This window comes from Clostridium sp. CTA-17, assembly GCF_054767895.1.
Genome location: NZ_BAAABF010000004.1, coordinates 284259 through 300298, shown reverse-complemented (window position 1 = coordinate 300298; position 16040 = coordinate 284259). Strand labels below are relative to the sequence as shown.

Sequence of the window (16040 nt, the reverse complement as noted above, 5' to 3'; positions counted from 1 at the left end):
ATACTTTAGGTGCCTACTAATTAGGCACCATTTTTTATTTTAATTTATAGATAATTTTATGAAATTTTTAATAGACATTTATTGATTTAAACAAATAAAACAATGAATTAGCTTGGAGTATAGAATCAGCACAATTACTAAGAAATTTTCATATTATGATAATAGGACTATATAAGTTAGGAGAAAGTATATGAAAGTTGGAGATTTAGTAGTAAGAAAATCATATAGTAAGGATATAACTTTTAAAATTATAGATATTAAAGAGAATGAAGAGGGAATAACTTATATTTTAAAGGGACTTCATATAAGGATAATAGCTGACTCTCATGAAGAGGATTTAGAAAGGGTTGATGATGATTTTGCTGGAGATAAAGATAAGTCTTTTGATTCTAAAATCAATGATATCATTAAAAAAGTAATTTTGAGTAGAGAACAGAAAAATAATCAATTAATGACAAGAGGAAATGAAGAAGATAATTTAAATAGGGCAGAAAAAGAAAAAGGGTTGGTATTTGGAAGACCTGGACGAATACTTCATATAGATGGAGACCCATCATATATGGAAACCTGTTTAAAGGTGTACAAGCAATTAAATTTAAATGCTGTAGGAATAGCAATATCTGAAAGAGAACAACCTTTAAAAATTTTATCTTTAGTTAAGGAATATAATCCAGATATAGTTGTATTAACGGGACATGATGGAGTTCTTAAAGATTCAAAAGGAATGCTTGATTTAAATAATTATAGAAATTCAAAATATTTTATTGAGTCTGTGAAGATATTAAGAAGTTATAATTCAAGTTATGATGAACTTGTTATTTTTGCTGGAGCTTGTCAATCTTGCTATGAAAGTATTTTAGAGGCAGGAGCTAATTTTGCAAGTTCACCTAATAGGGTTCTTATACATTGTTTAGACCCTGTTTTAGTATGTGAGAGAATTGCTTATACAAGAATAGATGAGATTGTATCAATAAAAGATGTTATAGAAAACACAATAACGGGAATAAAAGGTATTGGGGGATTACAAACTAGAGGAAAATATAGAGAAGGTTATCCAAAATCCCTATATTTAAATTAATAGAATAAAATAAGACATTTAAGTTAATAATATAATTGGATGTTTTAGTTTAAATATAGTATATTTTTGTTGACAAGACATGGACTTATATAGTAAAATTATTTATTTATTGAAAAAACATCCCTTTTAGTGTATAATGTATAATAGAAAGAGGGTGTTAAAATGAGTACCAGACTTACATTGAATTCCATCAGAAAAAGCATAGAAGACCACGTAGGTGAGAAAGTTAAGCTAAGAGCTAATGGTGGAAGAAAAAAGATTTTGGAAAATGAAGGAATACTAGAAAGTGTTCACCCAAGTATTTTTGTAGTTAGATTACAAAAAGACACCCAAAGGAAAGTGACATACAGTTATTCAGATGTACTTACAAAAACGGTTCAACTAGATTTTGTTGGTTAAATAAAAAAGTTAGCTAATATATTAGCTAACTTTTTTATTTTATTTATTTAACAAAAAAAAAGAAAGATGGTGGGTTTCCATCTTTCAACTATGGTATAAAAGGGTATTGAGAATTTATGAGAGGTTATATGGTCAATAACCATCTTTATAATACGACATATTTTTTAGTATGTCAACACTTTTAATAAAAAAATGTCGAAAAAAGATAAATTTTTTTAATCTTACTTTAAAAAGTTATGTAAACGTTTATAAAATATGGGTTTGAATAAAAAAATAAATAAAGTATCAATAAGAAGAATTATCATAAATTAATTATCATACATATATATTATAGTATTAGATTATTTAGGAGGGATACATTTGGTTAATTTAGATATTATTAAAGAAAGTCTTGGGTTTGAGAAGGTCTTAAGTGAAAATTCTTTAGATATACCTTTTAGAGAAGAATACTTAATACCAGATACTCAACCAGATGTTCATGATGTACTTTCAGTTGATACTAAAGTATATGTACTTAACAGAGAAGCTCAAAGTGATAGGGTATTATTAGAATATGAAGTTGAATGTAATATTATGTACTTAGCTAGAGAAGAAGAAGGTTTAGGGATAAATAGCGTTATTTATAAAGAAAAAAATTCTAGCTTTATTGATATAGCTGGGGCTGAACATAGTATGATGTGTGATATGGAATGTGATTTAGAACATATCGATGCGAACATAATCAATGAAAGAAAGATAAGAGTAGAAGGTAAACTAAGAACCAAGTATAGGGTTTATAAAGAAGAAAAAATAGATGTTGTTAAAGAATTAGATGGTTTGGGAGATTTACAAATAAAAAGAAAACCAGAAAGTATAGAGAAAAATATTACAAATATGGTTTGTTCAATGAGTGGAGAATTACCTATAAACGTAGGTATGGATAAGCCTCAAATAGGGAAAATAATAAAATGTGGATATATGCTTCATAGACAAGAGATAAAATTAGGAGAAGATAAAGTACAAGCTTCTTGCTTAGCTAAAATTAATGTTCTTTATAGAGCTTATGATTCTAGAGAAGTTGTAGCTTTAGAAGAGGACTTATATTTATCTAATGATGAAGAGGTTGTAGGTGTAAATTCAGATATGAATTGTAATGGATATTTTGAAATCAAAGGTCATGATGTGAAGATTTCTCAAAATGATTTAGGAGAAAGTAGAATAATAGATGTTAATTTATCTGTTGATGCAAATGTTGCAATATCAAAATTAGAATTCGCAGAAACAGTTGAAGATTTATATTCACCAACGCAAAATATAATGCCTTTAAAAGAAGTTTGCAAGATTAATATGGCTGTTAGTGAAAATTCAAATGAATCAGTAATAAAAGGAAATATAGACTTAGGAAAAAATGGAGTAGATGCCACTCAAACAGTTGATTGCAAAGGTAAAATAGTAGATATGGAAAGCTATTTTATGGATCAAAAGGTTGTTATAAAGGGTAATTTATCTGTTGAATCAATATATAAGACAACTGATGAAGAAAAGGGACTCAATAAAGTAAGTGGAGAAATTCCTTTTGAAGTTGCTTTAGATATGCCAAATTCTCAGTCTGGCATGAATTTTGATACTAAAGCAAATTTAGAAGATTTACAATGTAGTATAGAAGGAAACAGCTTAGCTGTTAAAGCAGTAGTATATTTTTATGCTAAATGTTCAGATATATTTGATAAAGAATATGTTAAAGACATTGAACAAAATGATGAGACTGTTGAAAAGAAATCATCTATTACTATATATACAATTCAAAAAGGCGATACTTTATGGAATTTGGCAAAAAAATATAAGACAACAATAGATACTTTAGTTAAATTAAATGATATAGAAGATCCAGATTCTATATATGCTGGAGATAAAATTATGATTCCTGGAAGAGCGGTTTTATAAAAAAAAGAGTTTTACGATATTATGTCGTAAAACTCTTTTTTTATGAATAAATATAAATTTTATGGCAAAAATAAGAAATGCATGATTTGAGGTGAATAATTTGAAAAGTAGTAGTAAAAAAAATTTAATAATAATAGGTGGAGCAGAAGATAAGAAAGGGGATAAGATTATATTAAATTTTGTAGCAGATAAATTTAAAAAATCTGAAGGAATTATGTTGATTGCAACCATAGCTACAGAATCACCTAATATAGTCATAGAACAGTATAAAAATATATTTTCAAGTATGGGAATAAGAGAAATTAAGGAGCTTCGTGTCATAGAAAGAGAGGAAGCTTTTGATGAGAATAATATTTCTTTAGTAAATGAGGCTTCAGTAATATTTTTTACTGGAGGAGATCAGCTTAGAATAACTAGTTTAATTGGGGGAACTCCTCTTTATGATACATTACAAAAAAGAAGTAATGAGGGATGTTACTTTGTAGGAACATCAGCAGGGGCTTCTGTTATGAGTGATGTTATGATAGTTGGTGGAGAAGAAGAGGAATCACCTAAAAAGAGTACACTAAATATGTCTGCAGGATTAGGTTTAATTAAAAATACTCTTATAGATCAACACTTTGCTCAAAGAGGAAGGATAGGTAGATTATTATCAGGAGTGTGCCAAAATCCTGAAGTTTTAGGGGTAGGTATAGATGAAGACACTGCTATAGTAATTAATGATGATGAATTAACTGTAATTGGTAGTGGAGCAGTTTATTTTGTAGATGGAAGAAATATTGAATATACAAATGTATCTGAGAAAAGACAAGATGAGGTATTTAGTATATTTAATATAAAGTTACATGTATTAACAGCAGGCAAAAAAATGAATTTATCAACTAGGGTGCCTTTTGAGGAGGAAAGAAATAAAAATGAAGATAAATAATCAACGTATCTTTGAGGGAAGAAACATATATTCACATAGAAAATGTATTAGATTAGATGTTGATTTAGAAGGATATTGTGAAACTCCTACTAAAGATATTGATGGATTCAATGAAAGGTTATTAAGTTATGTTCCAGAGTTATATACCCATAGATGTGGAATAGACATAGAAGGTGGATTTGTTCAACGCTTAAAAGAGGGAACATACTTAGCTCATGTTTGTGAACATACAATTATAGGAATACATAATAAACTAGGTATAGATATAAAATACGGAAAAGCAAGAGAAATAAAGGATGATTTTTATTACATAATATTTGAATATAAATTAAAAAGAACAGCAATATTAATAGCTGAATTAGCCATAGATCTGATAAATTCAATAATAAAGAAAAAAGAGATTAACTTTGATGAAAGAATAGAAATAATAAAGAGAGTTATTATGGAAGAGAGCATAGGGCCATCAACAAAGGCTATATGTGATGCAGCTAAAGAAGTGGGCCTTCCTATAATTACAGTAGGAAACGAAAATTTATATCAAATAGGCTATGGAAAAGCAGGGAAGAGGTTTAGTGCCACTATTGGAAATGATACAAAAGGAATTGCTATAGATATAGCCTGTGATAAAATGCTTACAAAAGAACTTTTAGATATACAAAACTTGCCTGTTGCCAGAGGAGAAAAGGTATTTAATACAATACATCTTATTGAAGCGGTTAATAGAATTGGATATCCTGTAGTATTAAAGCCTCAATGGGGAAGCAAGGGAAATGGAGTTTTTGTAAATATAAATAGTGAAAAGGAACTTTTAAGAGCCTACGCTGAAATCACAAAAGAATGTAAAGAAATAATGATAGAAGAGTATAAGGTTGGAAATGACTACAGAGTAATGTTAGTGGATTATAAAGTAGTAGCAGTTTCTTTAAGAAAACCGCCATATATAACAGGTGATGGGGTTAGAACTATTAGAGATTTAATAGAAGCTATGAATGCTAATCCACTAAGAGGAGAAGGACATGAAAAGCCTTTAACAAAGGTTAAAATAGATGAAGAATTAATAAATAGATTAAGTAAGTTAGGATATTCCTTAGATTCAGTTTTAGAATATGGAGAAAAAGTTACATTAAGAGGAAATGCAAATCTTTCTACAGGCGGAAGTGCTGAGGACTATACTGACTTAATATGTAAAGAAAATATTGAAATTTGTGAAAGAGCAGCCAGAACTATTGGATTAGATATATGTGGTATAGATATTTGTGCAAAATCAATATCAGAGCCTCTATATGAAAATGATGGAATAATATTAGAAGTTAATGCGGCACCAGGAATAAGAATGCATCATTTCCCTACTGTAGGTAAAGAAAGAAATGTAGGAAGAAAAATTTTAGATAATATGTTTAAAAATAATTATTCTAATATTCCTGTTATTTCAGTTACAGGAACAAATGGAAAAACTACTACAGTAAGATTAATATCTTACATCTTAAATTTAATTGGATTTAATGTAGGATGTACAACAACTTCAGGAGTTAAAATAGGCAATAGATATATACATAAGGGTGATGATACAGGATATTATAGTGCAAGATCTGTATTATTAAATCCAGAGGTTGATATAGCTGTTTTAGAAAGTGCAAGAGGTGGCTTGGTAAGAAGAGGATTAGCTTATGATTTAGCAGATGTAGGAGTAATAACTAACATAAGAGAGGATCATTTAGGTATAGATGGAATAAATGATATGGAAGATTTGTCTTTCGTAAAATCTTTAGTTGGTGAAGCTGTAAAAGATAATGGATATTCAGTTATAAATGCTGATGATGAATGGAGCTTAAAAGTTTTAGATAGAATTAAAAAGCCTAAAATATTATTTTCAATGAATGAAAATAATAAATACCTACAGGAAAATTTAAAGAGTGGAAATCCTATTGTGTTTTATAGGGATGAAACTATATATGTAAAAAATAGAGGTAAAGAATATAAAATAGCTTCTGCAGAGGAAATGAAGTTTACTATGAATGGTAAATTAAAGCATAATATAGAAAATGCTATGGCAGCTTGTGCAGCATTAGTTGGAATAGAGGTTGATTATTGCATTATATCTAAAGGACTAAAACAGTTTAAATCTTGTGAAGAAGATAATAGAGGAAGATTTAATATGTTTGATGTTAATGGTGTAAATGTAATATTAGATTATGGTCATAATATTGATGGATACAAAGTGGTTATAGAATCTCTTAAAAATCTTGGTTTTAAAAATATAACTGGAATTATAGGGGTTCCAGGGGATAGAGATTTAAATACTATGACAGAGGTAGGGAGAATAAGTGGAGAATTTTTTGATTCCATAGTTATAAAAGAGGATAAAGACTTAAGAGGAAAAGATAAAGGTGAAGTTGCTAGGATAATAAATGAAGGGGTATTATCCTCAAATAGAAAAGACCTAAAGGTAAAAATTATATTATCAGAGGAAGAAGCTCTTAGAGAAAGTTTAAAGTTAGCTAAAAAAGGTGAAACGATTATAATGTTTTTTGAAGATTACGAACCACTATATGATATAATAAATGAATTTAAAAATGATGGGATAAAAGATTTTAAAAGTGCTAGTATATAATAAAAATAATTTAAAAGAGAAATCTTCTAGTAGGTAATTTAGAAGATTTCTCTTTATTTTAATTAACTCTTTATGTTTTTCAAAGAAAATAATATAATTATATTTAGCTTTAATTAATGTAAGAAGGGTGATTATATGAAAATGAAGGCTTATGCAAAAATAAATATAGCCTTAGATGCTATTGGAAAAAGAGAAGATAACTATCATTTATTAAGAATGATAATGCAAACAGTGGATTTGTATGATGTTATAGACATAGAGAAAAGTAATGATAGTAATATAAGCATTTCTTGTAATAAGCATTATGTCCCTACAGATGAAAGAAACTTAGCATACAAAGCGGCAGTGTTATTTAGAGATGAATTTAACATAAAAGATGGTGTAAAAATTAATATTAAGAAGAATATACCTGTAGCTGCAGGTATGGCTGGTGGAAGTACTAATGCAGCGGCAGTTTTAGTTATAATGAATAAGCTTTTTAATATAAATGCTAGTTTAGAAGTGTTAAAAGAAATAGGACTAAAAATAGGAGCAGATGTTCCATATTGTATTGAAGGTGGAACTGCTTTATGTGAAGGAATTGGAGAGATTATAACACCTTTAAAACCTTTTGAAAATAAAATATTAGTTGTATTAAAACCTAATTTTGGGGTATCTACTAAAGAAGTTTATACAAATTTAGATATAAATAAGATAAGAAAACATGTTAACATAGAAGGATTAATTCAAGCTATGGAAGATGATGATTTAGATTATGTATCAAAAAATATGAAAAATGTTTTAGAAAATGTAACTCTAAAGAAGCATACTATATTAAAAAATATAAAAGAAGATATGAGAAAATGTGGAGCTTTAGGTGCAATGATGAGTGGAAGTGGACCTACTGTATTTGCTTTTTTTGATGATATGCTAACAGCTCAAAGAGCTTTCGAATTTTTAAAAGGAAAATATAAATATTCAGATTTGTATATAACAAGAACTATAAATAGCAATAATTTTTAAAAAAATATTTTTTATTGTATATAAAAAATACTCCTTGGTAATAATCAAGGTATCAGGGGGTGTTTGTTATGAAAAAAATATTATCAGTTTTATTTTTAGGAGTTATATGTTTATTTGTAGTAGGAAGTTTTTTTAACACTAGACAAGCTTTAGGTTTTACAGAGGAAAATATTGTTGAGGATATAAGTGAAAAATTAATAAGATTTCATGTTTTAGCCAATAGTGATAGTGATATAGATCAGGATTTAAAACTTAGGGTTAAGGATGAGGTATTAAAATATATTTCACCTATATTAAATGAATCACAAAGTTTAGAGGAATCTAGAGAAATTTTAAAAAGAGAAGATAAAAACATTATAAAAATAGCTGAAGATTATATTAAATCACAGGGATTTGATTATACTGTAGAAACAACATTAACAAGAGAAAATTTTCCTGTTAAAGAATATGGCAATATAGTTTTACCACAAGGAGAATATGAAGCTTATAGAATATTAATTGGCGAAGGAGAAGGTCAAAATTGGTGGTGTGTTATGTTTCCGCCATTATGCTTCATAGATGTTACTAAGGGACAAGTTGCCTATGATGAAACAGAGAAAAAGATGAAAGATGTATTATCAGAAGAAGAGTTTAAGAGTGTTAATAAAAAGGAAAATAACGTAAAGTTTGGATTGAAGGTAATTGATTTATTTAAATAAAAGAATTAACATATGATAATAAAGTGATTTTTAGGAGGAAAAAATATGACTAGAGCATTAGCCATGGTTTCAGGTGGATTAGATAGTATATTAGCTGCAAAGTTAATAAAGGATCAAGGAATAGAGGTAATAGGAATCTGTTTTAAATCTTATTTCTTTAATGAAGAGAATGCAAAGAGAATGTGTAAACAAATAGATATGCCTTTAGAGGTAGTAGATTTTTCAGAAGAACATTTTGAAATGGTTAAGGATCCTAAACATGGTAGAGGAAAGAATATGAACCCATGTATAGATTGTCATGCAATGATGATGAGATATTCAGGAGAATTATTAAAAAAATTTGACGCTGATTTTATAATAACTGGTGAAGTTTTAAATCAAAGACCAATGTCTCAAAATAGACAAGCATTAAATACTGTTAAAAAAGAATCAGGATTTAGTGAAAAAATCTTAAGACCATTATGTGCTTTAAACTTAGAGCCTACAGAGATGGAGTTAAATGGCTTAGTAGATAGAGAAAAATTATTAAAAATATCAGGTAGAAGTAGAAAGACTCAAATGGAACTTGCTGAAAAGTGGAATATAGTTGATTATCCATCACCAGCAGGGGGATGTAAATTAACAGAGCCTGGATATGCAATAAGATTAAGTGATTTACTTGATAATCAAGAAACAGTAGATAAGGATGAAATTGAAGTTCTTAAGTATGGTAGACATATGAGAATATCACTAAAAAATAAAGTTATAGTAGCTAGAAATGGTGAAGAGTGGAAAGAAATAGTTAAGTTTAAAAGAGAAGATGATATTTTAGTAACATCTAAAAATTCTACTGGGGCTCCTGTTATATTAAGAGGAGAATTTAATAAAGAAGATTTAGAAACTGCTGCTAGAATATGCGGAAGATATTGTAAAGAAAAAGATAGCGATGCTGTTGAAATAAATTATGAGAAAAATGGAGAGATTAATACAATAACAATAACTCCATTTAAAGATGAAGAACTTAAAAAATATATGATAAATCAATAATTGATTTAGAAAGGATATTATTATGAGTAAAAAAGCTATAATATCAATATGTAGTACTCAAGATATTGGAGAAAAAGAAAAAATAGAAGTTGTAACTGTTGGAGAATTTTCTATTAATGGAGATGAATTTATAGCTACTTATGATGAAACTGAAATATCAGGAATGGAAGGGACAAAAACAACTCTAAAAATAAAAGGTGATAAAGTTGTATTACATAGAGAAGGAACAACCAGCACAAAGATGGAATTCCAAAAGAATAATACACAAGTGGCTCTTTATAATACTCCTTATGGTATGCTAGAGCTTAAGACATCAACAAAAGAGTTAGATTTAGATGTTAATGAAAAGGGTGGAAATATCTCTATAAAATATCATCTAATAGCTGGTGGACAAGAACCTATAAAAACAAATCTTGATATGAAAATAAAAGTAGAAGATTAATATTAAAATAAAAAAATAAGGCTACACTAAAAGGTGTAGCCTTATTTTTATAAGTTATTTATTTTTAAAATAAAAAAAGTTGAAACTAATTTCAACTTATAAATTCCAATATTAATAATTAATTTTATTAAATGTGAGCAAAATATAAATAGTAAACGTTCTATAAATAAAAAATTTAAAAAACACAAAAAAAGTACTAGACTTCTACATTAACTTTTGATAGAATATCTACTATGTTATTAAAACAAGCAATAAAAAACCCATTCTAAATGAGGTAATTATCATTATAAATGAAATAAAGAACGATGTCAAGAATAAATTTACATTAGGAGGAAGAGATATGAGCAAAAATACTAAGTATGTATTTGTAACAGGTGGAGTTGTTTCTTCATTAGGAAAAGGAATAACAGCTGCTTCATTAGGAAGATTATTAAAAAACAGAGGATTAAGTGTAAGTATTCAAAAATTTGATCCATACCTAAACATTGACCCAGGTACAATGAGCCCATACCAACATGGAGAAGTTTTCGTAACTGATGATGGTGCTGAAACAGACTTAGACTTAGGTCACTATGAAAGATTCATAGATGAAAACTTAACTCAAAACTCAAACGTTACTTCAGGTAGAGTTTACTGGTCAGTAATATCAAAAGAGAGAAAAGGTGAATACTTAGGAGGTACTGTACAAGTTATACCTCACATAACTAATGCTATAAAAGATAGAGTACATAGAGTAGGAAAAGAAAGAGATGTAGATGTAGTAATCACTGAGATCGGTGGAACAATAGGTGATATCGAATCATTACCTTTCTTAGAAGCTATAAGACAAATCAAATATGATGTAGGTAAAGAAAATGTTTGTTTCATACATGTTACATTAGTACCTTACTTAGGAAAAGCTGGTGAGTTAAAAACAAAACCAACTCAACACTCAGTTAAAGAGTTAAGAAGTATAGGAATTCAACCAGACATAATAGTTTGTAGATCAGAAAAAGAATTATCAGAAGATATCAAAAAGAAAATCGGATTATTCTGTAATATAGATGCAAGCGAAGTTATCCAAAACTTAGATGCAGAGCATTTATACGCTGTTCCTCTAATGTTACACAAAGAAGGATTAGATAGATTGGTTTGTGAAAAATTAGGTCTTGGATGCAGAGACATAGATAATGCTGAATGGATAGACATGGTTCATAGAATAACTCACTTAACTCATACAACTAAGATTGCTTTAGTTGGTAAATATGTTGAGTTACATGATGCATACATATCAGTAGTTGAAGCTTTAAATCATGGTGGATTAAGCAATGACACTAATGTTGAAATAGAGTGGATAAATGCTGAGGATGTAACTAAAGAAAATGTTGATGAATTATTAAGTGGAGTAGATGGAGTTCTAGTTCCAGGTGGATTCGGAGACAGAGGAGTAGAAGGAAAGATCGAAGCTATAAGATGGGCTAGAGAAAACAAGAAACCATTCTTAGGAATATGCTTAGGAATGCAATGTGCTGTTATAGAATACGCTAGAAACGTATTAGGATTAGAAGGAGCTCATTCATCAGAGCTAAATCCAGAAACTCCATTCCCAGTAATCGACTTAATGCCTGAGCAAAAAGATGTTGAGGATTTAGGTGGAACAATGAGATTAGGATTATATCCATGTAAATTAGAAGATAATACATTCTGTAAGGATGTTTATGCTTCAGATTTAATCTACGAAAGACATAGACATAGATATGAGTTCAACAATGAGTACAGAACTCAATTAATAGAAAGCGGATTAACTATAGCTGGTACTTCACCAGATGGAAGATTAGTTGAGTGTGTAGAAGTTAAGGATCATCCTTGGTTCGTAGCAGTTCAATATCATCCAGAGTTAAAATCAAGACCAAACAGACCTCACCCATTATTTGTAGGATTTGTTGGTGCTGCATTAAACAATAAATAATTTTAGAAATATTAAGGATATCTAACTAAATGTTAGGTGTCCTTTTTTTATTTAATAATATTAGAAATAAAATCTTATAAAAATATACTATATATAGATTAGATTTTATGTGATATGATAATAATATAAATATTTAACATAAGAAATTTATACATTTTTAAATAGGATATTCGAAAGTTTCTATATATAAAAGTCTTAAGGCAATCTAAAACAACTTTTCTTTACCTTATTCCACTAATTAAAAAAGCAGGAGGTGCTTAAATTGAATATAGAACAATATGAAAATATGACTTTAGTTCAGCTAAAAGAGCAGGCTAAAGAATTAGGAATAAAAAATATAAGTAAAAAGAAAAAAAGCGAATTAATTGAGGAATTAAAAGCTGAATTTAATAAACAAAATAGCAATACTAAAGTAATACATAAAGATGGTGTTATTTTAAGAGAAAAAATATCTCAAAAAGAGCAAGGTGGAAACAAAGAAAGTTTTTCTGGTGAAAGAGTAGTTAGAAATAGCAATAATTATAATAACAATAATAGTAATTATAATAATTCAAATGATGAAGGAAAAAAAGAGCAATTAAAGGATATGATAAGTTCATCAGACTCTGCTAAGGGAATACTTGAAATACTAGATAATAATAATTTTGGTTTTTTAAGATGTAGAAATTATTTAACAAGTGAAGATGATATATATGTTTCTCCATCACAAATAAGAAGATTTGGATTAAGAACTGGAGATGAAGTTCAAGGTAAAGTTAGAATACCAAAGGATGGAGAAAAGTTTAAAGCTTTACTTTATGTAGAGAGAGTAAATGGTGAAAGTCCTGAAAAAGCAGTTGGAAGAAAGAAATTTGAAGAGTTAACCCCAATATATCCAAAAGAGAGATTAAGACTTGAAACTGAAAATGGAAGAGATTTAAGTTCAAGACTTATGGATATAATTTGTCCAATAGGTAAGGGACAAAGAGGAATGATAGTTGCACCACCTAAGGCTGGAAAAACAACTCTTTTAAAAAGAATAGCTCAGAATATATCAAAAAATAATCCTGAAGTTAAACTTATAGTGCTTTTAATAGATGAAAGACCAGAAGAAGTAACGGATATGAAGAGAAGTATAGATGGAGAAGTAATCTATTCAACTTTTGATGAAGAACCACAAAACCATGCTAAAGTTTCAAGTATAGTATTAGAAAGAGCTAAAAGGATGGTTGAGCAAGGAAGAGATGTAGTTATCTTAATGGATTCTCTAACAAGATTATCAAGAGCCTATAATTTAACAGTTACTCCATCTGGAAGAACTTTATCAGGTGGATTAGATCCAGGGGCACTTATAATGCCTAAGAAATTCTTTGGAGCAGCTAGAAATTTAGAAGAGGGCGGAAGTTTAACAATTTTAGCAACTTCTTTAGTTGATACAGGAAGTAGAATGGATGATATGATTTTTGAAGAGTTTAAGGGTACTGGAAATATGGAGGTACACTTAGATAGAAAGCTTCAAGAAAGAAGAATATTCCCAGCTATTGATATTTATAAATCAGGTACTAGAAAAGAAGATTTATTATTTAATGAGGAAGAAAGAGAAGCTTCATATAAAATAAGAAGAGTATTACAAAAAGAAAATAATATAGAGGATGTAGCTGAAAAACTTATAAATTTATTATCAAAAACAAAAAATAATAAAGAGTTTTTACAAGTTGTTCTAAAAAGCAATTTAGAAAATTAAATAAGTTTTCAAAACAAAAGAAGATATTAAAGTCTATAAACTTTAATATCTTCTTTTATTATAAGAATCATTTAGCATCTTAGTGCAAAGTTTAATTGTTCCTTCTGGAGAATAAGAACTTAATACATCTAAAATACTTTTTCTCATATTAATTAATTTATTATTATCTTTATTTAAATCATTAATTACCTTATTTAATTCTTCCAAGTGGTTGATAGTAATTGCACAATTACTTTTAGATAAAAATTCTCTATTTTCACTTTCTTGACCTGGAATTATAAATGGAATTATCATTGGTAAATGACTTAAAAGTGATTCTGTAGTAGTTAGTCCACCGGGTTTTGTAATAATTAAATCCGAACTTTTCATTATCTTAGGTATTTCAGTTGTATATCCTAAAATGTTTAACTTTTTATTACCCTTTATATGCCCATATTCTTTACATAATTCTTTCTTTAACTCAGTATTGTTTCCACAAACAATAGTTAAATTTAAAGGGTTCTCATTTTTGATTAGGGTTTTTAATACTTTAGATATGTTATCTAACCCCATACCGCCTCCCATTAAAAGAATATTTAATGGTGATTGGATAGTATTTTCCACATAGTTATGGTAATCTTCTTTGTAAAAATCTTGCTTTACAGGTATACCAAAAGGAGATATTCTTTCTTTAGGTATTCCCTTTAAGGCTAGATTTTCTTTTGTAAAATCACAAGCAACTATGTAATGATCAATTATTTTAGAAACATAAGTATAATGACATTTAAAATCAGTAACAACAGAAATAACTGGTACTTTTATAATTTGTCTTTTCTTTAAATAAGAAAGAATACTTACTGCTAAAGGATGGGTTGTAATTATTAAATCTGGATTAAAACTATCGATAAATTTAGCTAATTTATTTGCGACTGGCAAAAATAAAAAACTAACTAAATTATTTATAAATTTTATATTACTAATTTTGTAAAGTAGACCATAAAGAGTTCCTAGGGAACTTGCACATAAATCGTATCCATTTACTATTGATCTATCAAAGAAACGGTTCTCCTTAAGAAAATCGTGTACAAGAATTTCTGTATCATCATTCTTTATAAGTTCCATTAAAGAGTTAGCTGCTTGATTATGACCATAACCAGTAGATGTACTTAAAATAAGAACTTTTTTCATCATATCCACTCACTTTTACTAAAAATCTATTTGCAAAAACAAACTTTATTTGAAAAATATGCCTTATAAACAAAAATGGGAAAGATTTGAGTCTTTCCCATAAAGAAATTATTTATTAAGATTAAATCTCTTGTTGAACTTATCAACTCTTCCGCCAACATCAACGATTTTTTGTTTTCCTGTGAAGAATGGGTGGCACTTAGAGCATATTTCAACTTTAAGTTCTGGTTTAACTGAACCAGTTGTGAAAGTGTTTCCACATGCACACTTAACCACTGTATCGTGATGGTATTCTGGATGTATGCCTTGTCTCATGTAATTCACCTCTTTCAAAAATAAAAAAATGTTGCTAAACAACTATTAACAAGTATATCATGGGGATATTTAATCGTCAATAGTTTAAAAGCTTTCTTATTTAAGTTATAATCATATTTAGAATATTATAAAAGGATAAGGAGTTTAAAGTTAAAATGAGCAAATTATATTTTAGATACGGAGCTATGAATTCAGGTAAATCTACACACCTTATGCAAGTAGCACATAACTATGAAGAAAGAGGTATGGAAGTTATTATAATCAAACCATCTACTGATAAAAAAGGTGGAGATAAGGTTGTTTCAAGACTAGGTGTTGAGAGAGTTGTAGATATTTTAATAGATAATGATGAGAATATTATAGAAACAATTGAAGAGAGACTTGAAAAAGGAAGAAAAATAGATTGTATAATAGTTGATGAAGTTCAATTTTTAAAAGCTCATCACATAGATGAATTATTTGAAATTGCAGTTGGTAAGGGAATACCAGTAATTTGTTACGGATTAAGAACAGACTTCCAAATGAATGGGTTTGAAGGAAGTGAAAGACTTTTATTATTAGCACATAGTATAGAAGAAATGAAAACTATATGTAGATGTGGAAGAAAAGCTATATTAAATGGAAGAATGATAAATGGAAAGTTCACATTTGAAGGAGAACAAGTGGCTATAGATTTAGTTGATAATGTAGAATATCAATCACTATGTGGACAATGCTATTTTAAATATAAATATGGTAAGGATTCTGATAAGTAGTTAATGAAAGGATAGGGTTCAAATT

Annotated in this window: 14 protein-coding genes; 12 read left to right on the top strand and 2 right to left on the bottom strand. The window is 28.3% G+C overall.

Features of this window, described 5'->3' with window-relative positions; translation table 11 throughout:
- Window positions 1-190: 190 nt before the first annotated feature.
- The 11 genes from yabG (at window position 191) to rho (ending at window position 13778) form a co-directional block, all read left to right on the top strand.
- Entirely contained in the window at window positions 191-1078 is an 888-nt protein-coding gene (yabG, locus tag ACYUCG_RS09525) for a sporulation peptidase YabG (RefSeq protein WP_460268500.1), read from the top strand.
- 162 nt (window positions 1079-1240) lie between these two features.
- Window positions 1241-1477: a Veg family protein gene (locus ACYUCG_RS09520; protein ID WP_003462688.1), complete on the top strand. Its 237-nt coding sequence runs from the start codon at window positions 1241-1243 to the stop codon at window positions 1475-1477.
- A 360-nt stretch (window positions 1478-1837) separates the two neighbouring features.
- Window positions 1838-3400 carry a DUF3794 and LysM peptidoglycan-binding domain-containing protein gene (locus ACYUCG_RS09515; protein ID WP_460268499.1) on the top strand — a complete coding sequence of 521 codons (1563 nt, stop codon included), beginning with the start codon at window positions 1838-1840 and terminating at the stop codon, window positions 3398-3400.
- Window positions 3401-3500: 100 nt separating this feature from the next.
- Window positions 3501-4328: a cyanophycinase gene (locus ACYUCG_RS09510; protein WP_060795519.1), complete on the top strand. Its 828-nt coding sequence runs from the start codon at window positions 3501-3503 to the stop codon at window positions 4326-4328.
- Entirely contained in the window at window positions 4315-6939 is a 2625-nt protein-coding gene (gene cphA / locus ACYUCG_RS09505) for a cyanophycin synthetase (RefSeq protein ID WP_164799728.1), read from the top strand. Before ACYUCG_RS09510 ends, cphA begins: the two co-directional genes overlap by 14 nt.
- 135 nt (window positions 6940-7074) lie before the next feature.
- Window positions 7075-7941 (top strand): 4-(cytidine 5'-diphospho)-2-C-methyl-D-erythritol kinase, encoded by an 867-nt coding sequence (ispE, locus tag ACYUCG_RS09500; RefSeq protein WP_240298758.1) that lies wholly within the window; start codon window positions 7075-7077, stop codon window positions 7939-7941.
- 68 nt (window positions 7942-8009) lie between these two features.
- Window positions 8010-8639: a stage II sporulation protein R gene (spoIIR, locus tag ACYUCG_RS09495; protein ID WP_164799730.1), complete on the top strand. Its 630-nt coding sequence runs from the start codon at window positions 8010-8012 to the stop codon at window positions 8637-8639.
- Window positions 8640-8684: 45 nt separating this feature from the next.
- A complete protein-coding gene (locus tag ACYUCG_RS09490) occupies window positions 8685-9665 on the top strand; it encodes a tRNA 4-thiouridine(8) synthase ThiI (RefSeq protein WP_460268495.1) in 981 nt (326 codons plus the stop codon).
- A gap of 22 nt (window positions 9666-9687) precedes the next feature.
- Window positions 9688-10107: a YwiB family protein gene (locus ACYUCG_RS09485; RefSeq protein WP_003475611.1), complete on the top strand. Its 420-nt coding sequence runs from the start codon at window positions 9688-9690 to the stop codon at window positions 10105-10107.
- A gap of 340 nt (window positions 10108-10447) precedes the next feature.
- Window positions 10448-12055, top strand: coding sequence for a CTP synthase (locus ACYUCG_RS09480; protein WP_003452392.1), 1608 nt, complete (start codon window positions 10448-10450; stop codon window positions 12053-12055).
- Between the two features lie 262 nt (window positions 12056-12317).
- Window positions 12318-13778: a transcription termination factor Rho gene (gene rho / locus ACYUCG_RS09475; RefSeq protein ID WP_003452426.1), complete on the top strand. Its 1461-nt coding sequence runs from the start codon at window positions 12318-12320 to the stop codon at window positions 13776-13778.
- Between the two features lie 42 nt (window positions 13779-13820).
- On the opposite strand, the gene ACYUCG_RS09470 is transcribed toward rho, so the two are convergent.
- Window positions 13821-14945 (bottom strand): MGDG synthase family glycosyltransferase, encoded by a 1125-nt coding sequence (locus tag ACYUCG_RS09470; protein ID WP_306424325.1) that lies wholly within the window; start codon window positions 14943-14945, stop codon window positions 13821-13823.
- Window positions 14946-15053: 108 nt separating this feature from the next.
- Complete coding sequence (gene rpmE, locus ACYUCG_RS09465; protein ID WP_003452406.1) at window positions 15054-15260, bottom strand: 50S ribosomal protein L31; 207 nt, start codon at window positions 15258-15260, stop codon at window positions 15054-15056.
- A 155-nt stretch (window positions 15261-15415) separates the two neighbouring features.
- Here rpmE and ACYUCG_RS09460 point away from each other — a divergent pair, with 155 nt between their 5' ends.
- Entirely contained in the window at window positions 15416-16015 is a 600-nt protein-coding gene (locus ACYUCG_RS09460; protein ID WP_060795525.1) for a thymidine kinase, read from the top strand.
- Window positions 16016-16040 lie beyond the last annotated feature (25 nt).